Source organism: Enterobacter sp. RHBSTW-00975, assembly GCF_013615235.1.
Taxonomy (GTDB): domain Bacteria; phylum Pseudomonadota; class Gammaproteobacteria; order Enterobacterales; family Enterobacteriaceae; genus Enterobacter; species Enterobacter ludwigii.
In genome coordinates this window covers 894,466-917,062 of record NZ_CP055883.1, presented here as the reverse complement: position 1 = coordinate 917,062, position 22,597 = coordinate 894,466, and the positions used below count along the sequence as shown (strand labels likewise).

General features: G+C 53.9%; 38 protein-coding genes and 1 pseudogene. 10 read left to right on the top strand and 29 right to left on the bottom strand.

The features are described from left to right. Window positions 1-3 precede the first annotated feature (3 nt). The 29 genes and pseudogenes from HV340_RS04430 to HV340_RS04300 all read right to left on the bottom strand — a co-directional run bounded on the left by HV340_RS04430 (window position 4) and on the right by HV340_RS04300 (window position 17,430). Window positions 4-1,473 (bottom strand): DUF1073 domain-containing protein, encoded by a 1,470-nt coding sequence (locus HV340_RS04430; RefSeq protein WP_181216326.1) that lies wholly within the window; start codon window positions 1,471-1,473, stop codon window positions 4-6. After that, window positions 1,473-3,095 (bottom strand): TerL protein, encoded by a 1,623-nt coding sequence (locus HV340_RS04425; protein WP_181216325.1) that lies wholly within the window; start codon window positions 3,093-3,095, stop codon window positions 1,473-1,475. Before HV340_RS04425 ends, HV340_RS04430 begins: the two co-directional genes overlap by 1 nt. A 2-nt stretch (window positions 3,096-3,097) precedes the next feature. Next, window positions 3,098-3,571 carry a DUF2280 domain-containing protein gene (locus tag HV340_RS04420; RefSeq protein WP_181216324.1) on the bottom strand — a complete coding sequence of 158 codons (474 nt, stop codon included), beginning with the start codon at window positions 3,569-3,571 and terminating at the stop codon, window positions 3,098-3,100. 31 nt (window positions 3,572-3,602) lie between these two features. Further along, entirely contained in the window at window positions 3,603-4,223 is a 621-nt protein-coding gene (locus HV340_RS04415) for a putative metallopeptidase (RefSeq protein ID WP_181216323.1), read from the bottom strand. Window positions 4,224-4,277: 54 nt separating this feature from the next. Then, window positions 4,278-4,463, bottom strand: a complete 186-nt coding sequence (locus HV340_RS04410; RefSeq protein WP_021241734.1) for a hypothetical protein — start codon at window positions 4,461-4,463, stop codon at window positions 4,278-4,280. Further along, window positions 4,444-4,722, bottom strand: a complete 279-nt coding sequence (locus tag HV340_RS24395; protein WP_236906430.1) for a hypothetical protein — start codon at window positions 4,720-4,722, stop codon at window positions 4,444-4,446. The genes HV340_RS04410 and HV340_RS24395 overlap by 20 nt, the downstream gene beginning before the upstream one ends. Beyond that, window positions 4,607-4,999 carry a DUF2570 domain-containing protein gene (locus HV340_RS04405; RefSeq protein ID WP_181216322.1) on the bottom strand — a complete coding sequence of 131 codons (393 nt, stop codon included), beginning with the start codon at window positions 4,997-4,999 and terminating at the stop codon, window positions 4,607-4,609. Before HV340_RS04405 ends, HV340_RS24395 begins: the two co-directional genes overlap by 116 nt. Beyond that, window positions 4,996-5,610, bottom strand: a complete 615-nt coding sequence (locus tag HV340_RS04400; protein ID WP_181216321.1) for a glycoside hydrolase family 19 protein — start codon at window positions 5,608-5,610, stop codon at window positions 4,996-4,998. Before HV340_RS04400 ends, HV340_RS04405 begins: the two co-directional genes overlap by 4 nt. Beyond that, window positions 5,611-5,886, bottom strand: a complete 276-nt coding sequence (locus HV340_RS04395; protein WP_181216320.1) for a phage holin family protein — start codon at window positions 5,884-5,886, stop codon at window positions 5,611-5,613. Then, window positions 5,883-6,281 carry a putative holin gene (locus tag HV340_RS04390; RefSeq protein ID WP_032666047.1) on the bottom strand — a complete coding sequence of 133 codons (399 nt, stop codon included), beginning with the start codon at window positions 6,279-6,281 and terminating at the stop codon, window positions 5,883-5,885. Before HV340_RS04390 ends, HV340_RS04395 begins: the two co-directional genes overlap by 4 nt. 116 nt (window positions 6,282-6,397) lie before the next feature. Further along, complete coding sequence (locus HV340_RS04385) at window positions 6,398-7,012, bottom strand: methyltransferase domain-containing protein (protein WP_181216319.1); 615 nt, start codon at window positions 7,010-7,012, stop codon at window positions 6,398-6,400. Beyond that, on the bottom strand, window positions 6,918-7,859 hold the full coding sequence (locus tag HV340_RS04380; protein ID WP_181216318.1) for a hypothetical protein: 942 nt from the start codon (window positions 7,857-7,859) through the stop codon (window positions 6,918-6,920). The genes HV340_RS04385 and HV340_RS04380 overlap by 95 nt, the downstream gene beginning before the upstream one ends. After that, window positions 7,853-8,323: a hypothetical protein gene (locus HV340_RS04375; RefSeq protein WP_249415712.1), complete on the bottom strand. Its 471-nt coding sequence runs from the start codon at window positions 8,321-8,323 to the stop codon at window positions 7,853-7,855. Before HV340_RS04375 ends, HV340_RS04380 begins: the two co-directional genes overlap by 7 nt. A gap of 223 nt (window positions 8,324-8,546) precedes the next feature. Then, entirely contained in the window at window positions 8,547-9,230 is a 684-nt protein-coding gene (locus tag HV340_RS04370; RefSeq protein WP_074139170.1) for a hypothetical protein, read from the bottom strand. Then, on the bottom strand, window positions 9,227-9,586 hold the full coding sequence (locus HV340_RS04365; protein WP_181216316.1) for a RusA family crossover junction endodeoxyribonuclease: 360 nt from the start codon (window positions 9,584-9,586) through the stop codon (window positions 9,227-9,229). Before HV340_RS04365 ends, HV340_RS04370 begins: the two co-directional genes overlap by 4 nt. After that, window positions 9,583-9,882, bottom strand: a complete 300-nt coding sequence (locus HV340_RS04360) for a hypothetical protein (protein ID WP_181216315.1) — start codon at window positions 9,880-9,882, stop codon at window positions 9,583-9,585. Before HV340_RS04360 ends, HV340_RS04365 begins: the two co-directional genes overlap by 4 nt. Further along, window positions 9,872-10,324 (bottom strand): recombination protein NinB, encoded by a 453-nt coding sequence (locus tag HV340_RS04355; protein WP_181216314.1) that lies wholly within the window; start codon window positions 10,322-10,324, stop codon window positions 9,872-9,874. Before HV340_RS04355 ends, HV340_RS04360 begins: the two co-directional genes overlap by 11 nt. Window positions 10,325-10,564: 240 nt before the next feature. Beyond that, window positions 10,565-10,903, bottom strand: coding sequence for a hypothetical protein (locus HV340_RS04350; RefSeq protein ID WP_181216313.1), 339 nt, complete (start codon window positions 10,901-10,903; stop codon window positions 10,565-10,567). Continuing rightward, on the bottom strand, window positions 10,903-12,147 hold the full coding sequence (locus HV340_RS04345) for a hypothetical protein (RefSeq protein ID WP_181216312.1): 1,245 nt from the start codon (window positions 12,145-12,147) through the stop codon (window positions 10,903-10,905). Before HV340_RS04345 ends, HV340_RS04350 begins: the two co-directional genes overlap by 1 nt. Before the next feature lie 3 nt (window positions 12,148-12,150). Continuing rightward, window positions 12,151-12,354 carry a hypothetical protein gene (locus HV340_RS04340; protein ID WP_181216311.1) on the bottom strand — a complete coding sequence of 68 codons (204 nt, stop codon included), beginning with the start codon at window positions 12,352-12,354 and terminating at the stop codon, window positions 12,151-12,153. Continuing rightward, window positions 12,355-12,741: an ead/Ea22-like family protein gene (locus HV340_RS04335; protein WP_181216310.1), complete on the bottom strand. Its 387-nt coding sequence runs from the start codon at window positions 12,739-12,741 to the stop codon at window positions 12,355-12,357. Further along, window positions 12,738-13,304, bottom strand: coding sequence for a hypothetical protein (locus HV340_RS04330; RefSeq protein WP_181216309.1), 567 nt, complete (start codon window positions 13,302-13,304; stop codon window positions 12,738-12,740). Before HV340_RS04330 ends, HV340_RS04335 begins: the two co-directional genes overlap by 4 nt. Continuing rightward, the gene (locus HV340_RS24615; RefSeq protein ID WP_345944389.1) at window positions 13,301-13,828 is read right to left on the bottom strand and encodes an HNH endonuclease; all 528 of its coding nucleotides are present in this window, start codon (window positions 13,826-13,828) and stop codon (window positions 13,301-13,303) included. Before HV340_RS24615 ends, HV340_RS04330 begins: the two co-directional genes overlap by 4 nt. A gap of 48 nt (window positions 13,829-13,876) precedes the next feature. Further along, window positions 13,877-14,173 (bottom strand): annotated as a pseudogene (locus HV340_RS24610) (hypothetical protein); the annotation flags it as partial. Then, window positions 14,170-15,567: a DnaB-like helicase C-terminal domain-containing protein gene (locus HV340_RS04320; RefSeq protein WP_181216308.1), complete on the bottom strand. Its 1,398-nt coding sequence runs from the start codon at window positions 15,565-15,567 to the stop codon at window positions 14,170-14,172. The gene HV340_RS04320 and the pseudogene HV340_RS24610, both read right to left, overlap by 4 nt. Continuing rightward, complete coding sequence (locus tag HV340_RS04315) at window positions 15,564-16,388, bottom strand: replication protein (protein ID WP_181216307.1); 825 nt, start codon at window positions 16,386-16,388, stop codon at window positions 15,564-15,566. The genes HV340_RS04320 and HV340_RS04315 overlap by 4 nt, the downstream gene beginning before the upstream one ends. Next, a complete protein-coding gene (locus tag HV340_RS04310) occupies window positions 16,375-16,539 on the bottom strand; it encodes a hypothetical protein (RefSeq protein ID WP_021241755.1) in 165 nt (54 codons plus the stop codon). The genes HV340_RS04315 and HV340_RS04310 overlap by 14 nt, the downstream gene beginning before the upstream one ends. A gap of 337 nt (window positions 16,540-16,876) precedes the next feature. Beyond that, window positions 16,877-17,197, bottom strand: a complete 321-nt coding sequence (locus HV340_RS04305; protein WP_000426372.1) for a CII family transcriptional regulator — start codon at window positions 17,195-17,197, stop codon at window positions 16,877-16,879. Between the two features lie 20 nt (window positions 17,198-17,217). Beyond that, window positions 17,218-17,430 carry a YdaS family helix-turn-helix protein gene (locus HV340_RS04300; protein WP_063161708.1) on the bottom strand — a complete coding sequence of 71 codons (213 nt, stop codon included), beginning with the start codon at window positions 17,428-17,430 and terminating at the stop codon, window positions 17,218-17,220. A gap of 108 nt (window positions 17,431-17,538) precedes the next feature. On the opposite strand from HV340_RS04300, the gene HV340_RS04295 reads away from it, so the two are divergent. The 10 genes from HV340_RS04295 (at window position 17,539) to HV340_RS04250 (ending at window position 22,597) form a co-directional block, all read left to right on the top strand. After that, complete coding sequence (locus tag HV340_RS04295) at window positions 17,539-18,135, top strand: helix-turn-helix domain-containing protein (RefSeq protein ID WP_181216306.1); 597 nt, start codon at window positions 17,539-17,541, stop codon at window positions 18,133-18,135. 403 nt (window positions 18,136-18,538) lie between these two features. Continuing rightward, complete coding sequence (locus HV340_RS04290) at window positions 18,539-18,739, top strand: hypothetical protein (RefSeq protein ID WP_181216565.1); 201 nt, start codon at window positions 18,539-18,541, stop codon at window positions 18,737-18,739. Then, window positions 18,739-18,936 (top strand): DUF1482 family protein, encoded by a 198-nt coding sequence (locus tag HV340_RS04285; RefSeq protein WP_000501155.1) that lies wholly within the window; start codon window positions 18,739-18,741, stop codon window positions 18,934-18,936. The genes HV340_RS04290 and HV340_RS04285 overlap by 1 nt, the downstream gene beginning before the upstream one ends. 10 nt (window positions 18,937-18,946) lie before the next feature. Further along, a complete protein-coding gene (locus HV340_RS04280) occupies window positions 18,947-19,219 on the top strand; it encodes a hypothetical protein (protein ID WP_181216305.1) in 273 nt (90 codons plus the stop codon). An 82-nt stretch (window positions 19,220-19,301) separates the two neighbouring features. Further along, window positions 19,302-19,469 carry a hypothetical protein gene (locus tag HV340_RS04275; protein WP_167513844.1) on the top strand — a complete coding sequence of 56 codons (168 nt, stop codon included), beginning with the start codon at window positions 19,302-19,304 and terminating at the stop codon, window positions 19,467-19,469. Beyond that, on the top strand, window positions 19,453-20,124 hold the full coding sequence (exoX, locus tag HV340_RS04270) for an exodeoxyribonuclease X (protein WP_063162411.1): 672 nt from the start codon (window positions 19,453-19,455) through the stop codon (window positions 20,122-20,124). Before HV340_RS04275 ends, exoX begins: the two co-directional genes overlap by 17 nt. After that, window positions 20,124-20,792, top strand: a complete 669-nt coding sequence (locus tag HV340_RS04265; RefSeq protein ID WP_173655619.1) for an AAA family ATPase — start codon at window positions 20,124-20,126, stop codon at window positions 20,790-20,792. Before exoX ends, HV340_RS04265 begins: the two co-directional genes overlap by 1 nt. Before the next feature lie 16 nt (window positions 20,793-20,808). Next, window positions 20,809-21,540 (top strand): hypothetical protein, encoded by a 732-nt coding sequence (locus HV340_RS04260; protein WP_181216304.1) that lies wholly within the window; start codon window positions 20,809-20,811, stop codon window positions 21,538-21,540. Further along, complete coding sequence (locus HV340_RS04255; RefSeq protein ID WP_038155432.1) at window positions 21,537-21,695, top strand: DUF1317 family protein; 159 nt, start codon at window positions 21,537-21,539, stop codon at window positions 21,693-21,695. The genes HV340_RS04260 and HV340_RS04255 overlap by 4 nt, the downstream gene beginning before the upstream one ends. Next, on the top strand, window positions 21,692-22,597 hold the full coding sequence (locus HV340_RS04250) for a Dam family site-specific DNA-(adenine-N6)-methyltransferase (protein ID WP_249415710.1): 906 nt from the start codon (window positions 21,692-21,694) through the stop codon (window positions 22,595-22,597). The genes HV340_RS04255 and HV340_RS04250 overlap by 4 nt, the downstream gene beginning before the upstream one ends.

Below are 22,597 nucleotides of genomic sequence, written 5' to 3'. Positions count from 1 at the left end.
ACGCTATCGTTTGAACCATCGTAACGCCCATTTACGATATCCCCGACCGCCCGCGCTATCTGCCGTAGGCTCGTTCGATATCGGATCTCCGCCTGGCGGCTCTGGCGGTTTGTCGCCAAGTTCGCCGATGCCTGGCGGCGCTTCGTCTTCGGCATTCTCGATATCCTCGTCGGTAATGGATGCCCCGATGCCAGTAACGTCAGAGTTTTCGCGCAGGTCGGTCATTGCCGCCTTACGCGTCATCAATCCGTCGCCCAGTGCGGTGCTGATCGCCGTGGTGGTGTTTACGGCCACCGTTGAGCGGTCAACGTCAGACATTTGCCATAGCGGGTTAAACTCAAACGTGAAATCGTCCGGCAGCGGCTTCCCGAGTTCCGAGCGGTGCATAATGTCCAGTATCCGGCGCATCGGCAGCCGTAAGCGGCGCTCCTGCAATGAGCTCACCCGGTCGTAATAGTTGGCGAGATCAGCGTCACCAGTAGAGAAGCCTTTCGGAGACTGACCGAACAGGCGCACCAGCGGGATACCAACGGCACCGCTGATCTGCTCAGCGAACTGCGAAAGAATGTCATCCAGACCGCTGAAGCTGTACTGGTGGGTTTCGAACTTATCCCGCGAGTCCATGAGCGTCATACCTTCATTGCTCTGGAACTGGCGGATCAGGTCGATGTTCTTCAGCAGCGCCTCGAACGCCGGGCCGCCAAGCGCGATAAGCTCGCGCAGCTTCTCCACGCTGTAGGTACGCAAATGCGCTTTGTAGACCAGCTGCGCCGCGCCGACAGTTGCGCTATCGAACGCAGTAAGCCGATCCCAGATACGCTCTACAACCGACATCCCCCATTCGTTCTCGGTCATCTTCTGCTGGAATGGCAGCGTCACCCCGTCGAAGCGGATCAGGCGACTGTGATGGATTCGCCAGGATGGAATGCCCGTTGCGGTGGTCACCACGTCGTAAAACTCAGGCTTACCGAGATCCGGCCCCATCTCTTTAATGCGGCGGGTCAGGACCGGGTTAATCATCCAGCGGTCGAGCGGGAGAATGCCCTTAAATTTGCCCTCGCCAATGGTTTCGAGCCGCAGCGGGGTCATTGGTGCCTGCCCCTCAATCATGATGAAGCCAACCGCGCCGCCGTAGAGACGCGACCACTTCAGCACATCGTTCAGCGCATCCCAGATCTGCAACTCATCCAGCTGCGCTTCGAGTGTGCCACGGTCTTTGGCGTCAATCTCCGAAGTGATTCGGATGCCTTTGCGGGTCATATCGTCCGGGATAGCGTCGACCGCTTCACCGATAACCCACGAACCGCGATATGACCATTCCACCAGCATGCGGTTGCGGCTGGTGAAGTTCGCCCGGTAGGTCGATGCTGAATGCTGGTTAGGCGTCTGCATCCCAACGCGGGCGACGAAGTTCTCGTAGCCGTCAGCGGTGGCCTGTGCCGTTCGCTGAGAGGCTTGTTTGTTTCGTGCCATCAGGCCTGTCTCCCTAGCAGCTCCCAGATGTTCAGGGCTGAATTCATTGGCGCGTAGCTGATCATCACCGAGTCGGCGAGGTTTGGCGACTTGGTGCCGTCAGGCTGTTTATCAACAACGATTTTCCCCACGCCGTTAATGGAGTAGGTCGGCTGCGACAGCTCGATGATGAGCTTGTCTTTGCTCGCCATGGCGCTGCTGATTGAGATGATTTCGTCCGGGTTGTAGGCCATGCCCTCAACCACGGCGCGATAGGTGTTCTGGAAAAGTTTGCGCAGACGCCACCAGCTCTGAGCCTTGGCGTTAGCAAAGAAGTCCTTGTTCAGGCGGGCGGCTTGTCCGTTGTCGCCACGCACCGCTTCGTCGTCCGGATCAAACACTGCGCCGCTACCGCGAAACGGTGTGGCGAGTATTGACGGTCGGCGCGCAGCGTTACGCAGTTCGTTGATGGCGCGCGCATCGCCGCGAACGCCAGCGCCCAGGCCGTCCTCGTCAAAGCGAAACTCTTCGAGGTTGTCCTGTTCGCAAAAGCCGAAGACTTTCTCAACTGACTGGTAAATGTCGCTGCCCACGCCGGACCATTCCCGCACGTTCTCCAGGAGGAAGCCGTGACGGGTCGAAAAGGCGTTTTTGTCCCGACCTTCGTCGGCGACGTCCATCGCGCCCAGTCGTTTACCCGTTGGCTGGATGCCCAGTTTGATATGCGCGTCGACGGCAGCCTGTACCCAATCGGACGGGATCAGGACGCCTTCCGCTGATGCGCTGTAGTTCAGGTCAAGTTCCTGCGCCACCACCACCGGATTGTCGATTTTCTCGCACTCCCTGCGATACCACTCTTCATCCTTGCGCGGGTCATTTCGCCAGTGGAATGTGAAAACCGGTATTTTCCCGCCGTGACGCTTCTGCGCGAACGGGTTCGCCATGCCGTTTACCGAGCTCAGGTCGATACGGCAACGGGTGGTTTGCGACAACGCCGCATCAATCAGTAGCGGGCGCTGGAGGAATGCAGCCTCATCAACCAGGTATAGCGTGGTACGGTCACCACGTCCGATATTGTCGCCTGCCTCGCCTTTGATGACCGCGCCAGTATCGGGAAACTCAACGCGCATGTATGGCGCGTGCTTCTTCTCGTCCCACGAACCGCGAAACTCGACGGGCAGCGTTTCCACGAACTTGCGCGCCTTCCAGAACAACGCTTTCGGGTCGCCGGTGCTGTCGACGTATTCCTCTTTACGGGAGCCGAAGCCGATGACCATTTCTTTGTTGAAGAGGCAAAGCGAGCAAGCCAGCCCGATCGCCGTCCAGCTGAGCCCCATTTCGCGGCTCTTTTCGGTGATGCCGTTCTCCAGCCGTTCGCGCCGCTCCATGATCCATTGAATCCACTCTTCCTGTTTCGGGAACAGCAGAAAAGGAATGGTAACAGGCAGGCCATAATCGATGTTACGAGGGTCTGTTGTCATACCCCAGTCGATGATGAACTGGGCCGGGTTAGTGCGGTAAAACTGCTTTAGCGCTGGCAGCATTTCGGGGTTCTGGCGAATGCGCTGTAGGCGCTCCATCCGCCATTCAAAAACCATCTGGTAATCAGGGTTCCTGAAGTCGAATTCAAACGGGAGAGGCATGATCACCCCATCATCTTGCGGTAAATCTCTGCGGCCTGATCTGCGGTGAGGTTGGTCGTCTCGGTCTTGATCGGGCCGCCATCCTTGCCGGTGCTCTCAACCTTCAGCTTATTGGTGTAAGCGTCGCCAACCTCTTTCGCGGCCTGCTCAATAAGCTGCGCCGTCAGGGAGAAGTTTTTCATCCCCTCGGTTTTGGTTGCCATACGGTCAAGCACGCGGAGGCGATAGGATTTGTTAGCGATCGGAATATCGCTGGTTTCGTTCAGGAAGCGTTCGCGCGTGGCGTGGAACATCTCGATCCACTTCTTGGCTAAACCTTTGCTGCTAGCCTTGGTTGGGTCATGCGCTTCGGCTTGCTGGCGAGAAATGGTTAAACCAAACTCTTTCTTGACGGATTCGACAACCTGAGAAGGTGTATCAAAACACGCAAGCGATTGAATGATGAAGGCTTTTACTTCCGGTTTTAGAGCAGCCATATTTCACCATCCGTCCATACCAGTCTAGAATTCACGCCAGCTTTAACATGCAAGTCCCGCACGCTCTGGCAATATCGAGATGAGCAACCTCCGCTGGCTGATTCGCCGCATCAATCATTTCCTGCACGTCCCGGCTCGCACCGTAACGGCGAACCACGCCCACAAACTCTTCCACGTCATGGCCGCGCAGCTTCAGCTTTGGCTGCCCTTCCTGCGTGAACTTCGGCGCACCAAATTCATCTGTCGCCTGGCAGATATGATAAAGCTCGTGCTCTATCAGCGCGCAGAATTCCAGATCGGAACATTGCGAACAGTAATCGGCGGCCAGCGTGATGATGAACTGCGGCACCCTGCCGAACCATTCATACATCTGCTGCTCCATCCGCGCTTTCTGCCATCCTCCAGCCCGCATTGCCACTTCTTCCGCCTGCCCCAGCACGGAACGCCCTTTCTTCTCGAAAGCGTTCGACGCCCAGAGAAAGCGCAGATCCGCTTCAAGCAAATGCTGGTGGTCAGGGTTGTAGAGGTCGCCCTCATCGCTCAGGATGTGCTGATTCAGCCACTCGCCAACGTCATTGGCGGGCATTATGCTGATGTACGGCTTCGGGTCAGGTGGCATCGTAAAATGCGCTGGTGGGTGTGGTCTGTTCATGAATAATTCCAGTGATCCATTATCGAAGCCCCTCAGCGAAGGGCTTCTGTAATGTCAGTCCCGGACGAACGTAACCTTTGTGGTTATCATTCTCCGTACAAGGCGCGTCGCTTCGCGTTGCATTTCGTCAATTACTTTTGGCGTCAGCGGCTGACGCGCATATTTGCGCTCAATCTCTGCAAAAATCCCGTTCAGCGCCTCGCTATCTGGTGGGATAACTTCAACGTTTAATCGTGCCATCGGTTTGTCCTGCCCTGTTGTTCTCGAAAGTCCTGATATCAGCCTTATCCCTGTTGCACTGTGCCAGCGCTGACAGCAACGCGACATTCAGGTTTAGGCTTGATCCCCATGTAAACGGGTCGGGTAAATCTGGCTGGGGTGTTTCAGCCGTCAGGCTGGCTGGTAACGGAACCACCGGAACCGGCACGTAGACCGTCCGCGTATTCGTGCAGCCGCTTAACTGCGCCAGAAGGCACAACACGAACAGCACAATCATCATCCGCAACAGCAGCCTTGATATCGTTCTCGGCTCTCTGTGACTCCAGTGCGATCTGCTGCTTGGCATGTTGATTTGTCTCCAGAATGATGTTCGTTATTGCTACGGTGCGCAGGACATTCGCGGTGATGGTCTCAGAGGAATCAGCACGCTGTTCTGCATCGTCAGCACGCCGCTGTTCCTCCAGAAACTTTCCATGGTAGTGATCCGCTGACCAGACAAGACCGCCTGCAATACAGGCGATAAACGTCACAATGAGCACCCAATAACTCATTTTCATACCAGCAGCGCCGCCCGCGCTTTGTTGTAGCGGATCTTGCGGTCATCAATGCCATTCAGGCCGCCGTTAATGATGCGCGTAACACGCGTAATATCGGCACCGTAGGCCATGCACCCTTTGGATGTGTAGAACCAGGCGGCAGAGCGTGCTGCCTGAAGCTCCTGTTCGAGCTGTTCAGGTGAAGTAACGAGATCTAACTTCAGCGCCGCCCCGCAGGTGCGGTAATTATCGAGGCCAGTGATTTGAATTAACCCTCTGCCACGATATTTCCAGCCGTCGCCGGGCGCTTTGTTACCCAGGCGGTTGCTATACACCAGATTGGCGATAGCATCCTGGCGGGCTGCGTGTTCGGTTGTTCTGCCAAGCGCATCTGCCTGCTGCTGTGTGATCCTCTTTCCGAAGGTCGCCACCAGCGCAGATGGTGTGTAGTTCAAATTTTCTACTATAGCGCTAAAGCCGCCTGACTCATGACCTACCTGAGCGATGAACATGGCCTGATCCGCTGGCGCTGTAATGCCGAATTCTTTCATCGCCGCATCCACTGGCTGAAACCAGCGCGCAGCTAACCCGGCGCTGATACCAGCCGCCTTTTGAAATTGAGATTGATTCATCTATGTTGCTCTCACAAATTTTGCCAGGTTCCCGCCAGCCATCCATACCGCGACGCAAACAGTCACATTCAGCATGAATTCACCAGGGTCGACCTGTACGTAATCGCCATGGATAATCCGGAATGCGGTATATCCGGCTGAAAGAATAATCAGGTACGCAAACAATGAGACGCCAAGCCGGTACGCTTTCCCCGTCTTATTGAAGAACATCAGACGGAACATTATCAGCAGGCAAACCACCGCGTTTGCGTGAAGCATCAGCGAATCCCATGTCATTCATCACCCCCATCCAGTCCGGGAAGGCTCCCGTTTTTGGATTTGGACAAAATGCGAAGGAGGATAGCGACCGAAATGGATGCGGCGACCAGCGCGCCGATATTTGGTGATACTTCGATGGTCACTGGTGGTGTCAGCAAACTCAGCGCCGAGTTAATAACGCCAGCCATGATGGTCGCCATAGGCACCGCGAACGAGACGCCGCCAAGAAACGAAATGATCGCGAATACCGCCTGTTTCCATATCTGGTGCGGCTCAGACGTCAACACATAGAGCGCAGCACCTCCGAGGGAGAAAAGCATTACGCCGGGAGTGGCTTCGGGAAACAGAGTGGCAAGCGTCACCCCCACAGTCCCGGCAGCAAACCCACCAGCTACAGTTAATGGATCAGACATATGATTTCCGTGTGTAGGGTTCAGGCTATCGGGCTGGATTTAACACAAAGCACGTCGAGGATGATTCCCGTAGCCTGAAAAAGAGGCCCGCCGAAGCGGGCAAAATGAGGGTTAACTCAAGTACGCCTAAAAGCGTAAGTGCCAACACCTTTGCGCCCGAGCTCACACTCGATATTGTTGTGTTCCACGCATTCAAAGCCCTGCTCAGCAAACCAACGCTTAATACCGTCGTCAGTGAAATACCAGATGTGCTCGTTCTTCCTGAAATGGTGCGAGCGAAGAATGTCTCCGGCATCGGTAAAAATGGGGATCGACACGAAAACAAACTCGGTAGCCTGCTGAACTGCAAGTTCTGGCTCGTCGATATGCTCCAGAACATCCCACATCGTCAACGCGCGCCACTTGTTGGCGTAGAGGTCAGCGAATGCGCCCCGCTCATTCAGCCAGGCAACGCCAGCAGGATTAACATCATAGCCAAGCGTTCCCGGTCGGGAAGAAACGAACTGACCGGCACCGATACCAACGTCCAGAACCGGTCCATGATAGTGACGTTCCACCAGCTCAATTCTGGACTGCGTTAATGCGCGCCCTGTTTCGGTATCAGCCAGCAGCTGATATTTCGCAAAATATTGCTCGTCATACGGGCGAGATGCCGGAACCGGATAACGACCGATGCCCAGCTCCGGGAGGAATACCAGCCCGCTGTTCAGTTCCTGATAAAACGACTTCATTCAGCCAGGCCTCGAATTTTGAATCAAAGTTGGAGATGCGTTTGTCACAATGGTGATCCCACGCTTCGCAGCGACAATAATTGTCAGGGATTGCCCAGCCAACGCGTGATAAATCCATCGCCGGATCGGTGACTATCTCGGGAGCGTTGTGCCCGCCGCGCCCACCAGCGACAACGTAAACAGGTGTTTTGTACGCAATGGCAGCGGGCAGCGCCCAGCCGACAGGCGTAACCACAACAGCGGCATGTTCAACCAGGCGCATCAGCTCTTTTATATTGAGCTCACCAGCGTGCATTTTCAGATCTGCCTCTGGTTCTTCGCCCACCAGCCACTCTTCCCCGTCCTGCAAGTCAGCGACGCTAATCACGCAGAAATGTTTCCGCAGGATTCGCGATGCGCGCACGAGGTAATCGGGGTCAGGATTTCGGGAGTCGCTACGCCATTCAGAACGAACCGTTGCCGGACGAATAACGGCGATAGGCTTTTGGTGCGTAAACTGCGCAGGGCCAAAGGTTGGTAAATCAAGCGCCGCTGACGTTACGCCGAACTGGCGTCGCATCGCATCAAATATCGAACCGCGCCGCAGATCATCCGGTCCGTAAAATATTCGCTTCGTCTGTCGTGGCGATGGCGGCGGATAAAACTTTGCCGAACTGCGAAACTCATTTTTACGCTGCGTTCTGAGCGTGGTGTCACTTCGGACAGCTTTCACCGGCAGATCTTCGTAAAGTTCCGGCCATGCTGTCTTAATGAATGTCCCGGCTGGCAACTGTTTGACGAAAGCGCGCTGGTAAATGGTGTCTCCCATTCCCAGCATGCCATCGATGTAAATCGGAGGATTCAGCATGTAACCTCGCTGATCGCCGCCTCAAGAGGTAGACGACGAAAGCAATTAAGCGCCGTCTGGCGGCTGCTGTTGATGATATTGACGCTTCCACGCAGCTGCGCCGCAACCCGGGCAAACTCGCCATGCCAGCGCTTTACGTTCGCTGCTGTCGGGTTATCGAGGGCTGTATGATCGCCGTGCCAGTGACTACCGTTTGAGATTGAGCAATCGAAGCCCAGCAGGATGATGCTACTGGCACCCAGCCAGTGAGCGAACAGGATCGCTCTCTGCCCCGAATTGAATGTGCCGCTGGTATCTGTCGGGAAGAGGCTCACGCCGTATCGGGTGTGTGCTCTCCGGTTACATGACCAGCGTTCGGGGCCATCGGGCAGCGCGGGAATGTTCACATCCCACCAACGCAGATCGCCAGCGTAAATGTGGGTGCATTCCGGTATGGCTCGCCATGATGAATTAACCGCTATCACAGGAAGCCCTGAGCGCGCAGCTATTTGACAGTCAACGGGAGTAAGGGACGGACCAGAAGCGCAGATGATCGCCGTGTGCATACGTTATTCACCCGGTGGCATTGAGCCAATAAAAAAGCCCCTGCATTTCTGCAAGGGCTTAAATGTGGTTCCCACGGCTCCGCGCAAGGCATCTCCGCTGGTGGGTAAGCTCTTTCGCCTTTGACGTCCGAGCATATCTGAATTATGCAGTTTCAAAACTCGTTTTCAAGTCTTTTTCGCAAGTTTTTGCATTTTCGAAGCCTAATTCATCTTTTAACGTGAAGAAGACAGCAGAGTTGAACAACTCAATACACCAGCGCACACGGTCAATACATTGCTTTTCGGTAAGAAACGGTGCGTAGTAATACTGCATCCATCGAGCCATGTCATTGATGGTTTTCCGCCAGGTGTAATAGTCCTTCCCTATCTCATACACGGGATTTCCCGGCTTGAAGGACTTCAGGATGATAGCCTCCATGAACGCAGCTTCCTCCTGATCTCCGGCGTTGCCAATCAGGTCAGAAAGTGATTTCTTCGGCCAGATGATGGCTTTCGCCTGCTCAAACAACGCATCGCCGGTATAGCCAATTTTACGCAGACCAGACAGCACGGTAGCGATCCTCTCCTGCTGCTCGCCAGTCCATCCGGTCAATATCATTGACCACATACCGCCACCACCAGAAAGGTGCTCTGTTCCGCTGCCCCCGTACATACCGCCCCAGTGGTTCAGCAGCGAACGAACCCAACGACTTTGCGATGGCGTCAGGCGGCGGTATTTCCCAAGATAAGAGCGTCGCGGCGCGGCTGCCAGTGTCACCCAGGCATTTTGCGGGTTGGTACGCTCAACAGACGCTTTCTGGTAATTGTTAATGTCGTTGCGTGTCATTCTGCATTCTCCTGGATAATGATCTGGCCTGTCTCTCCCCAACGTTTCGTTACCCTGCCGTCCCATATCCGACAGTCATCATCGAATATCGCATCCAGTAACGCTTTCTCCAGATTGTCCTTATCCGGCTTGGTCTGGTGCGGCTGGCCGTCATGCTGCTGACGCTTCTTCTTGCTCCAGCTTTTCGGCATGGGCAGAACAAATGTTATGTGGTAACAGGATTCCGGGAGGGTAATACCGAGACGGCGTACCTGAGCTTTAAAGAACCAGTAAGCGGAGGTTTCCGGCCTGCTGCGCCAGCGATCGCTTCTGGTCATGCGGGGCTTACTGACCGGGTTGATATCGTAAATTTTCATGCGGGCACCACCAGCCCAAGGCGGGCTATCTGGATAACGGTCAGAACGATAGCGCGGTCCATCAGCTGGCGACGTTCGTCGCGCGATAGCTTGCTCCCGTTGTCAATGCTGTTGTGGCAGCAAACGCAGATCGCCGCCGTGGCGCAATCATCGACTTTCAGCCCCATGCCTTTGCCTTCATTGCGATGTGCTACCTGCGTCCCCCACGAACCGCATAACACGCACTGTTCTATCTGCCCGACAGCAGCGAGCCATTTTTTACTGCGATAGGTTTTCTGACTGGGGTTATTTCGCATTGCTGTCCCCCCAACGCTTCGCCCACTCGATTTCATTGCGGGATTGTTCGCTGAAGGTGACGCCCTGCTGGGTGCCGAACCAGTAAATCGTCTCGATGACTTCGACCATCTGGGGAATGGTCATTTTGCTGGTGCGCTGGCCGAACATCACGACGCCACCATCAAGGCCGGGAGCCATTCGCTGTTCCTGCTTTTTGGTCTTCGCCACCAGCGCGGTGATAAGGTCCTTCCAGTCGTCAGAATCGTATTTATTGCCGAACCAGAGAACCTGGTCGGAAAGGTCTTTCAGTAGCGGCCACATCTTGCGATTTTGAATGGCGGTGCGCGTCGACCCTTTGACGTCAAGAATCAGCGGGCGCTTGCTGTCGACCGGCAACTGACGAATGTAGTTGATAGCGTTCTGCTTAACGCTTTCGTTAACGAGGTGGAATTGTTGGCTCACGCTTCACCCCCGAAGAGGTTAAGCGGCAGATACGACAAATCGCTGGCGTTGGATAACGTCAGGCGATTGTGTTTGTGCTGGTGGTGCTGCGCCATGGTGTTCTCCGTGGCGCGAATGTCCGGGTGTCAGTTGTTCAGGCTGACAGGGGTATTATGGCTGGGCATGCAGGCAAAAGCAATTTGGCAGCAAAGAAAAAAGCCTCCGAAGAGGCTTGTATGTTATTGATTGTATTGTGACATGTCACATCGCTAATTTGGTTTCATGCCAGCCACGCGTAACCCAGCATTGCGAATCACCGTCGCACGGACACGACTTGACCGGCAACGCATCGCCGCATTTACCGCAGCGGTTCGCGCGGATTGACTTGATGCGACCACGAACGCGGGCATCATCCTGGCGGATCAGCATCGCGACGTATTCGCTCATTTCATACGGAGCTCGCCCCGGGCGACGGGAGGCGCAATTACGCTCCAGCATCTCCAGTTCCTGCATATCAAGTATGAGCTCGAATTTACGCCCACCAGCAGCGGCTTGCCTGGCGCGCTGGGCGGCTTTGCGTTCGGCAGCAGATTTGGCCATCACTTCACCTCCTGCTGCGGTGCTGCTGCAATCATCGCTGCCCAGCACAACTTAGCCCGGTGCGCCGCCTGCTGACATCCGCTCATGGCTTCGTATGCTTCCCATTCCTTCTCATCACTAAAGCTCTCATCTGGCTCTGACTCAAACCCATTGACGATCATGTCTTCAGTCGGCTCAACAGGAACCATCACCCAACCATCCGGAATCACCGGAGAGTTGCCAGCAGCTAACTTCCTGTTCAGTTCAAGCGCCACCATAGCGATTGTCGAAGTTGTTGGTGAATGCATGTGCGGATTGCTTGCCACAGTCTCCAGCCATACGACATCGTTAAAGCGGTCGAAGTCGAAATCATCTGGAAACTTGTAAGCCGTCGTTACAGGTTCAACCATATTGTTGGAGTCACCGGAATGGTCAACCATAGCGAGCTTATCCTCGGTATGGTTGGTTATCGCTTCCTGAAAGCGTTCAAGCTCCACGTACTCCTGGCATGACCAACCGCCATCAATGAAATCACGAGCTTCAACAGCGTCGAAAGTGAATGATGTTTCGCTGCCAGTTGGTGAGGTTAAGCCGTACAGGTCTGCTACCGGCTTAAACTGTGTGGCTGGAATATTTTCAGGAATATTTTGTTGTCGATTTTGTTGCTCGGCACCCTGAAACATGGCGGCTCGGAATGCATCTAAAGCTGCGAGCATGAGAGCTTCGTAATTGCTACTTCCTAATTGACCGATATCGATATCTTCATCACGCTCGCTGATGATGCGATCAAAGTGGTCAAGGAATCCAAGCTCACCTTTAACCGCCATTACCGGGTGCGGTTTGCATTGCTCTTCATCAGGCACAGATACCGGCGCTGGCTGCCACATTCCTGCCAACACGGTTTCAATCTGGTCAAACACAGCCTGCATGTCAGAAACATCAGTTATGCCAGTCGGTGTGAAAATGTGCCGCATAGTGGCGTCACCTATCTTGTAGAATTCCGGCGCTGGCGGGGCGGTGTAGGCGCTCAAGACTTCGTAATCATCATTCTTAAACCAATCCGCCTTTGGATGCAGATAGCTACCAAATTTGCCAGTTTCTTTGTGCCTTGCGATGAACCCAACAGGCTCCGCTTCGAGCGATGCCAGCAGGCGACGCATACCAGCGATAGCCATATCGATATGTACAGACTGAATGCCGCTATTGGCTAAATGCTCAAGCCCTTCGATAGTGTCCGCGATGGACTCTTTGGTAAGTGTGCTCATGGGTTAATCTCCCATCCAAATTTCAGGCCATCCGACAATGACAACTGCAGTTGAAGCGTTCCAATCTTCGTCATCGCACTCCCCATGCCCGAAGTTTTCTTTAGCAACAATTTGAGCATCGCGATGGTCTTTTGCTTTAACCTGAAAATCGTAATAGCCACGGTCAGTATTAAGGACCACAGTGAATTTTTTTAACGGCTTAGCCATCTATTCATCCCCTTCACAGCGAAACCCAGCCAGACGAACATGCCGCTTAGCGAGCGTAATAGCTTCTTCATACGCCTTTTCTTGCTCAGTCCAGTAGCCGTTTGTTTTTGGCAGCAAAACGGGATTAGCTAACTTTGCCTCCAGCTCAGCAATCCGCTTCTCTGCGGCTTCCAGCTCATCCAGCAGCGCCAGCACGGTGGCGGGGTTGGCTGCGGCGATGAAAACTGAATCAACCTTGAGGCAATGTTGCGCTACCGCTTTCACGCCAACCTTCACCTCATAGCCTCGCGCTCCTTTGTGTGGCTTGTAATACTCCCAATATCCCCATGATGCTGCGTTTGCCGCATTGGCTGCTTCACGTAATGCCTGTTTGTCGATGTTGCTCATTGGGCGGCCTCCGGGGTATCTGCGAGTACTAAGCGCCCATCACAAAGCGCCTTGATGATTTCCTGATACTCCCACCCGAAGTACATGCTCTCGACGTAGACCCGCAGAGGAGGGTAATCATGCTGCTTACGGCGAATGAAAGCCTCCGCTGCTTCACGGGTAAAGTGAGCGTTGATGTTCTGCCACTCTTTACGAGTTCCGCAGACAGTGTGGCCGTCAAGGTCAGCCAGCACTTCCCACTGAGCGTCTTCGTCGAGATCGGTAAATGCTGTATCGCACTGGTCAATGCAGAAGGCATTTAACTCTTCCTGCTGCTGTTCATCCAGATCGTCCCAATACTCTTGCGGGCAGTCCCATTCGCATTCTTCGAAATGGACTATCTTCGATTCGCCGTACTCTTCTGCCAGGCCATAAATGGTTGCCTGCTTCTGAACCATGAAAATTGGGTCAGCTGTGGCATGGCGGTTTACCCCCTCGCCGCGATGGTGATACTTCAAACGCTCAATGAAATCAGCGAAAGTTTCCGGCGTTAATTTTGCGCCGTCTGCGATCGAGTTGCTCATGACTGCACTCCTTTGCGAATTTGGGCGGCCAGTTCGAATTCACCATGGTTAGTGAATTCTCCCGCGAGTTTCTCTCTAAGTTTCATAACTGCTTCTTTGGCGCCTTCAATATCCTTATGATGCCCAGCGCTGTATTTTTTACCGTTAAACTGAACACTGGCAACGTAGCGTTTATCTCTCTTATTCCAATAAACACCCTTTACCCCAGTGGTGTTATTTTTCTGGGTAGGCTTGTTAAACTGATTCTGCGATAAAGAACAAAGACGCAGGTTTCTTATGCTGTTGTCAGTCTTAATCCCATTTATGTGATCGATAGGCTGTGAAGGCCATTCGCCGTAATGCAGCAGCCATGCAAGACGGTGAGCAAAACACTTTTTGCCAAACAGCGAGAATGCGTAATACCCCTGCCACGTTTGCGAACCTATGACCGAGCCCGCCTGTCTGCCACTGAAATTAACCTTTGCTGTAAGAACCCCGGTTTCTGGGTTGTAATCAATAAGGTCGCGAATATCACCTACTGACATAAGAAGGTGTTTCTTAAGTACTTCAATCTCTTTCTGCAGTGGTTCGCTCGCCTCGCGTTTCACTTCAGCCAGGAAAGAGTCGGTGTCCGGGGTTTTTATATTGTTAAGCGCATCAGTGAATCCGCCTCGCTCCATGCCTAATTCAGCTTCGTAATCAGCATCGAATGCAGCGTCTTTGCAGAATTGCTTCAGCCCAGCATTCTCCGCTGCCAACACATCAGCACGAACACGCTGCACATCCAGCTGCGTAGCCAGTTCACGCACCAGCGTGGCAGACTCAGCGCAATGCAGCTCTTTCGCCAGCGCATGTCCGGCAGCTGCGAGTTCTTTTGTTTTGCTCATCAGAAGTCCCTCTTTTTGTTTGGTCTGGCATCATTTGCGCGGCGTTTCTGCTCAGCAGCAGCCTGGTCGCAGTCGTAGATCGCACCGTTGCGCTGGTCGCAATAAACAACGCCGGTCGGGCCGTGGCGATTCAGGCGCAACAGCAATTCGGTAGCCGCCTGATCTGCGTTTTCGTCGTATGCGCCTTCGCGGTAGATGCCGATCCAGTAATCACAATCCTGCTCAATCTGCCCGGTATCGCGGGAATCACTCGGCATCGGGCGTTTGTTGGTGCGCTTCTCCAGATCGCGATTCAGCTGGGTAAGCAGCACCACGATGCAATTAAGCTCCTTCGCCAGATTCTTCAGCCCCTTCGTGATAATCCCGTAGGCCAGGTCGTTACGGTCGGCCTTGTCGGCCGTCATCAGGGTCAGGTAGTCCACCAGCACCATGCCGACAGCGCCGCGCTCGTGTTTGATGCGACGTGACTCTGCCACGATGTGCGCCAGCGTGATCCCTGGCGTGTCGTCGACGTACAGATTCCCGGTCTGGGCCAGACGTCCACCAGCAGCAAAAGCCATTGCCACCTGCGCGTCGTCGTACCGATCGCCATAAAACACGTCGGTATTAACGCGGCTGACCTGCCCGATCATGCGCTCCACAATCTGCTTATCCGGCATCTCAAGGCTGAACATCAGCGCGGGGAGTTGCTCAACCTCGGCACAGTTGACGGCCAGCTGGCTATACAGCGTGGTTTTACCCATCTTCGGACGTGCGCCGATGACCATCAGAGCGCCTTTAACCAGCCCTTTCGGTTGCAGCAGGCCATCCAGCGAGCCGATCCCCGTCGACAGTCCGCGCGTTGCGTCTGAGTCGCTCCAGCGCGCTTCCACCTCGTCCACCCAGTCGCCCATCACTTCCGAAAATTCGCGGAGCCCTCGTCGGTTACCGGTTTTCGCGTAGTCAGCGATATCGGTGAACAGAGTCTGAATAGCGTCAAACTTCTGGCTGGTGGTCATCCCGTTGCGGGAATACAGCAGTTCGGTGGCGCTGGTCAGCTTGTCGATGCCGTAGCGCTCCATGGCTTTCTCACGCACCAGCATCGCGTAGTGAACGATGTTCGCCGCGCTGGGGGTGTTTTTGGATATTTCGGCCATGTAGGCAAAGCCGCCAGCCTGTTCGCCAAGACCTTTGGACTCCAGCGACTCAATCAGGGTGATCAGGTCGATGGGCTTCTGGTTGGCTACCAGCTCCCGCATCTCGGCGAAAATCACCTGGTGGGGGCGGATGTAGAACGATTCTGGTTTGAGCATCGACATAGCGGTATGGCAGCGATCGCTACCGCTATCCAGCATCATGCCACCCAGCACGCTTTGTTCCGCTTCGATATTCTGCGGGATCATGTTCATGTCGGTCATAGCGCCTTCTCCCTGGTTTTCAGCAGGGTGTCAGAGCGCAGCAGATAATCGAAACTGGCGCGCCAGCCCCGGTCGTTCTCCCCGAAATAAAACTTAGGAGCTCGCTCGGCGAACGCGGCGAAGTAATTCTCCACAGCCTCGACGGTTGGCTCTTTCAGTTCGGTCAGCAGGCGTTTGATAGCACGGCGACGTTTGTCGTTTAGTGCCTCTGCCTGGGGAAGGCGGTCTCCCAGGGTGGTGTTGTATGCAGACAGCACTGCCTGGTAGTCGATCGGGGTTTTCTTGGAGACAGGTTTTTCTTCCTGCCCGACACACTCCCCCTCTGGGGGTTGGGGGGTATTTATATTGTCTTTGGTAAGACTGTTTAGGGTGTCGGGTGATTTTGCCCAATTCAAAACCCCTTTTCGCCCAACATTTTTGGTACTTTCGCCCAACCTTTTGGGTGATTTTTTGGGGGTCTTGTTGAGAACCCATTTATCAATGCTTACGTTAACGCTTACCAGCTTGAACCCACCCACTTTACGCAGATTAATAATCCTGCGCTCTGCCAGAACATTCAGGGCAGCCGCTACATCCGAATCATCCAGGCCAGTCACATCAGCCAGATATGTATTTGTTACCTTGTCCTCTGACTTATTCCAGCCAAAAGTGCAGTAGATAACGGCATCCAGAACCTGATGTTCTCGGCCTGCAAGTTTCAGTTTTGGCTTAAGCTTCCCGATGCTGGTAGCAATACGCATGTACCCGTCATCAAGACTTGCCACTTTACTCTCCAATACCTCACGCTGAGGCAGGTAGTCTGCTAACTTAACGACGCCCATTTTTCACTCCCGATGTAGCCAGAGCCAGACGGATCACGCCCACCAGACGTTCAGCGAACGCCCTGTTTTTTGACGCGGCGACCACCAGCCCATCAGGGGAATCCTGAAGGCGTCGTTCCTCATTTTCCTGGTACTTTTTGCGCTTTGGCATTAGAATTGACCTCGCAATTTACTCACGTTTGTTGCACCTGAGAGCCGCTTGTGTTGACGCACAGCGGCTTTCGCCTTTTCAGAACAGGCCCGGCTGGGCGTTCCGTTTAACTTTTCGCTTCTCAAAGCGGTCAGCGGGTAACTGCTGCTTCTCCGCCCACAGCTTTGCGTGCCGTAAAACATCATCAAAAATCTTCCCCTTTCGGCTTGCCTGGCTCATGCGCTTATACATGTCGATAGCCTGGAATGCCCCCCCCCTGAGCCACTCCCAGAGAGAAGCCGAGCTTCAGCAGCTCTTCACGCACATGCTTTTCGATGAATTCGATATGGTTCATGGCTTAATCCCAACCCAGCGGCCCCGGCCTGGCTCGTTCTGCTTTCAGCCCGATATCAGCGAGCGTTTCCACTGATGCCAGATATTCCCGTGACACCAGCACGGCTTCCGGTGGCGCGGCCTGAATACCCAAGAAGGCCAGTTCTTTCGCCATGGTGCTGAAATGCCCCTCAGCTTTGCGCCTGCTGGCAGTAGACTCGCTGATGCCCATGTGCTCGGCGTAAGACTTCTGGCCCACTGATGCAAGCCGGTTGAGCAAGACGCTTTCGATCTCAACCGGATTGATAACTGGCGGGTCTAACTTTCGTGCGATTGCGTTCTCCATAGGTGAAAATTCTCCTTGGCTTAACGATGAGAAATGGAGTTAAGGATTTCGGATGCGCTCACCTGACCATCGGTGGCAATGACAATTGACTTGATGAAGCGTGAACCAATCTCAGCGCCATTAAGCCACTTGCTGACTGTTGACTGGTTTACGCCTGCTTTTCGGGCCAGCTCAGCTTGAGAACCAGCAATACCAATAGCGCGTTTAATGGCTTCGTTGGTTGTGACACTCATGAAAATTCCTCTCTGCATAATTTTGAATGGATTATGCGATAGGGAATTCAAATGATCAAGTCATTTGGGACTTTGACATAAAATTCTTTAGGGAATATTTTGCGTAATATGAAAACACTCAAAGAAAGACTGGCTTATGCCATGCATACGACCGGGAAAAACAACCAGACTGAACTGGGACGACAAGCCGGTGTGCCTCAATCTTCCATATCAAAAATACTACGGGGGGATAGCGAAACATCGCGCCATACCGGAAAGCTCGCGGCAGCTCTTGGCGTTAGCGCTGACTGGTTAATCAACGGCACTGGTTCGATTTTTGGTGAAGCAAGCCAAGCAATACAACCAATCGATGTTTCAAAAAATGTAAAGGTTTTCGATTTTAATGGTTTTACAGGAAACCATGTTTCTTGGTTTAGCGCATTACCAGAACACTTTAGAGCCTATGAAATTAAAGGGAGAACAGGCATTTCGCAGGCTCCTGCTGGGGCTATAGTTATTGTTGACCCAGAAGAAAAACCAGCGTCTGAAGATTTAGTTTTGGTCCGACTAAAAGATACAGTCTCCGTTTTTCGTTATCACATAGGCGGTGATGGTAACGGATACTTGTCAGTAGATGATTCACGAGTTCCCCTGGCGCCAGTTTCGGATCTCTCCTCAGTGGTTGGTCCAATCGTCCAGGTTTTCATTCCCGAATTGAACAAGTAAACAACCATTCGATCTGGTGCCTGAGTGCTGGAATAGCTACCAGGCCCAACCCTTACATATAGTGCCCCCATACTTCCTCCTGACAAAAAACCATCACATAACTGTGTTTTTATCCAGTATACATCGTAAAATTCACTATTCCAGCAAAAAAAATTCCTTTGCGAATCGCCGATAGAATACCCTCAAGAATTATTTTATCAATCCTCTATTGACTTGAATTATTCTCTATCGCATAGTTGCCACATCCAAACAACGCATTCAAACGCGAATGCCCGGGTAAAAGTTCTGGCAGCCGGGAAGACGGCAAGGGGATGAGAATGGAAAAGGCATACGAGGAATACTTTGAAAGTCTGGCTGAGGGTGAAGAAGCACTCAGCTTCGCAGAATTCGTGGAGGCTATTTCATGAAAGCTGTTAACTCAGTACCAAAGAACGGTCGTGCAGTCGTCATGCGCAACAGTCGCACCGGCGCGGCATGGCAGGTTTCCTACGACTACCGCGACGGCACTTACTGGCACGAACCGCAGGGCAACCTGCGCAACATCCGCCGCCCTTACGCCTCACGCACCATCGAACCAAATCTTGTGCCTGCGGGGACTCACTAATGGGAGCCCTGTACGCATTAGTGCTGACCATCACCATGACGAACGGTGATTACCAGGACGCTGTTGTCGGCATTTTCGACAACCAGCAGCAATGTGAAGCGGCAGCGAGTGAGCAAATGGGCGTCACTAACTGCTATCCAGTCGAAGGCATCATTCACGCTGACGAAACGCCAGCAGGTTATGACGCGAAATTTTGAGGGATAAGGTATGTGCAACTGCATTAATGAGGTCGGTGCTCAAATCGAAGCACGGCTTAAAGAGAAGGTTCCGGAAGGCGCTGAAGTGAGTGAAAGCATCCTTGATCGCGGTTGGGAAAATCAGGTTCTTTCTCTTTCTGATGGCGGCTCACACGTCACTCTGAAATACAAACTGGCGTACCGGGCCAAAAAGAAAAACGGCGACATGGCTAAAAACCTGAACCGCCTGGAAACCAACGTGAAAATGAGTTTCTGCCCGTTCTGCGGCGAATCTCAGGGCTAACACCACCAGCAAAACCGAATTTAGCAAATGGTCGGCTTATACAGCGACGGGATTCTTACAACCTTTTTTCAGGGGAACGGATATGCAGGCAACAACCAAACAGCAACAGGCGATGAACCTTATCGCGCTGCTGTGCCTGATGTACCACTTATCGCCAGCTGACCTTGAGGCCATCGCCCACCAGCTCGCGCACTTCGATGCTGTATGTGATTACAGAACACAGGGGATTAACAATGCTGCGTGTCATTGATACCGAAACGACTGGGCTGGAAGGCGGCCCGGAAACCGTGGTGGAAATTGCCAGCGTCGATATCGTCGACGGCGTGATCTGCAACCCAATGAGCGACCTTGTAAAGCCTGGCGTGCCGATCGGTTTTGAGGCCATGGCAATTCACCATATTACCGAAGATATGGTGGAAGGCGCGCCGCTGCTCAGTGAAGTAATTGGCCGCTATCTGGGTGCCGACGCATACGTCGCCCACAACGCAAAGTTCGATAAAGCCAAGCTTCCTGCGATGAACGCTCCGTGGATCTGCACTGCCAAGCTGGCGCGCTCACTCCTGCCTGAGCACAAGAGCCACAGTAACCAGTACCTGCGCTATAGCCTCGGGCTGAAACCGGAAGTACCGGAAGGGCTTTACGCTCACCGCGCGCTGTATGACTGCTACGTCACCGCCGAACTGCTGCTCTACATGGGTCGCCTGGCGAAATGGACGATGGGCGAAATGCGCGCTATCTCCAACAACCCTTCCCTGCTTAATGCGCTCCGCTTCGGTAAGCACAAAGGCGTCGCGTTCTCCGAGCTGGCAAAGACAGAACCGGGTTACCTGCGCTGGCTCGTTGCCAACAGCGACGACGAAGACGTGCTGTTTACGGCTAACCACTGGCTGAACGGGGGCAAATGATGGGTACTCCAGTGCTGATCCTCGGTGATTCGGGCGCAGGAAAATCCTACAGCCTGCGCAACTTCAATCCGGACGATGTGATGCTGCTCCAGTGCATCCCCAAAATGCTGCCGTTCAAGTCTACGGGCTGGAAACTTCACGGCAAGCAGCTGCCAGACGGAAGCAAACAGCGCGGTAACGTTCTGCGCTCGGATAACTGGGAAACGGTGCTGGACACCATCTATCGCATGGTGCAGTCGAAAACGCGCCGCGTCCTGATTATCGACGATTTCCAGGTGGTCATGCAGCACGAAAACATGAACCGCGCGTACCAGACCGGCTATGCCAAGTTCACCGAAATGGCAGATCACATCTGGCGAATCATCATGGCGGCCACCGAGCTGCCGGACGACTTCCGCGTTTATTTCCTGGCTCACACCGAAGAGACCGAGGGAAAGATCCGCATGAAGACTACCGGGAAGATGCTCAACGAAAAGCTGACGCCAGAGGGCTATTTCTCCATCGTGCTGCGCGCCATCAAGAAGGACGGCAAACACGTTTTTCTCATCAAAGGCGATGACAACGACACCGCCAAAGCGCCGCCTGACCTGTTCCCTGATCAGACGGAAATGGATAACGACCTCCACGCCGTAGACGTGGCTATCACCGAATTTATGACCGAATTGTAACTTTGAGGATTTAACGATGAACCAACCAATGACTTTTATGTGGAACAACGAAACGGCTGAGATGGCAAAAAAAGCTGGCGCAACAGGCGGGATCAGCGAAACCGGCGCTTACGAGGGCGAAATCGTTTCTGCGGTGTACACCTTCGGGAAAGATGGCAGCCAGTCCCAGGCCCTCGAACTGAGCCTGGACTCGAACGGGGCAAAAGCAAATTACCTGCGCATTAACTTCCTCGGTAAAGACGGCCAGCAGACTTTCGGCATGGGGCTGGTATCAGCGCTGATGTGGGTCGCCCAGGTCAAACAGGCGCAACCGCAGCAGGTACAGGGTCAAAACGGCATCGAATGGCACTGCCCGGCACTGGTTGGCAAAAAGGTGGGCCTGTTCCTCCAGAAGGTGCTGTACACCAAAAACGACGGCGGCGACGGTTACAAGTTCGAAGTGCGCCACGTTTTCCAGCCGGGAACGCGTAAGACCTACGCCGAGCACGCTGAGAATGCCCCAGCAGAAGCGATCGCCGCGCTTGAACTGTCGATGAAGGATAAGGACGAACGTATCCACGGCGGCGCGCAGCTCTCTGGTCCGCGCAATGCCCAACATGGCGGTAACCCTTATGCAAATCAGACTGGCGGCGCACCACAGTCTCGCTTGCAGCAGAACAGCGGTCAGCCACCGGTAGACTTTGACGACGATATCCCGTTTGCGCCGATCGGTCTTCCGTTCCCTTCTCACTCTATCTATGCGCTATGACACACGCACAGGACGAAATCAGGGTTGGCGCGGTGCGCCTTCCCTGGCTCAAAGAGAAAAACGGATGGTTGCTGCCGTGGGGTGAAGTCGTTACCAACCCACTGAAGGCGCAACGACTGGCTGAAGAACTTAACGAAAAGCAGGTGGCAGCATGAATTACGGATTTGTAAGTGTTTGCGTTGAGCAAATCAATGAAGCGGTTAAGCTGCCACCAGCACACAATCCCGCATCACGAATTTGGCAGCGCCCGTTCCTTAAATGGGCTGGCGGCAAATATTCGCTGCTGCCGGAACTGGATCGCCTGATCCCCGCAGGTGAACGCCTTATTGAGCCTTTTGTGGGTGGCGGCTCGGTGTTCCTTAACTCAGACAAGCACGAATGCTTCCTTCTGGCTGACGTCAACGCTGACCTGATTAACCTGTATCAGATGCTGGCGGTGGTCCCCGATTCGGTGATCTATGAGGCAATGAAGGCATTCAGGCATCTTAATGATGCCGAAAACTACACGTTAATTCGTGAAGCATTCAACGCGCAGCGGCTGGATGCGGTCGAGCGCGCAGCAGCATTCCTTTATCTCAACCGGCACTGCTTCAACGGCCTGATCCGTTATAACCTGGACGGTTTTTTTAACGTCGGCTTTGGGAAATATAAAGCACCATATTTCCCGGAAGAAGAGATCAAGGCATTTAAGCGGAAGGCTCACGCATGCGTATTCATGAATGCAGGCTTCAGGCGCACACTCGCGCTGGCAGGTGATGGTGACGTCGTTTACTGCGATCCGCCTTATGAACCGCTGCCCGGCACAGCTGGTTTCACTAACTACGCGGCTGGTGGGTTCTCATGGGATAGCCAGGTAGAGCTTGCGGAAAGCTGTGTGGCAGCCCACCAGCGGGGGGCAAAAGTGGTGCTCAGCAATTCTACCGCTCCGCGCGTAATTGAACTTTACGAACAGCACGGCTTCACGCTGCACCGCGTCAGTGCTCGCCGGGCTATATCCAGCAAAGGCAGCACCCGCGAAACAGCGAGTGATGTCGTAGCCACTTTGGGAGTGCAGTGA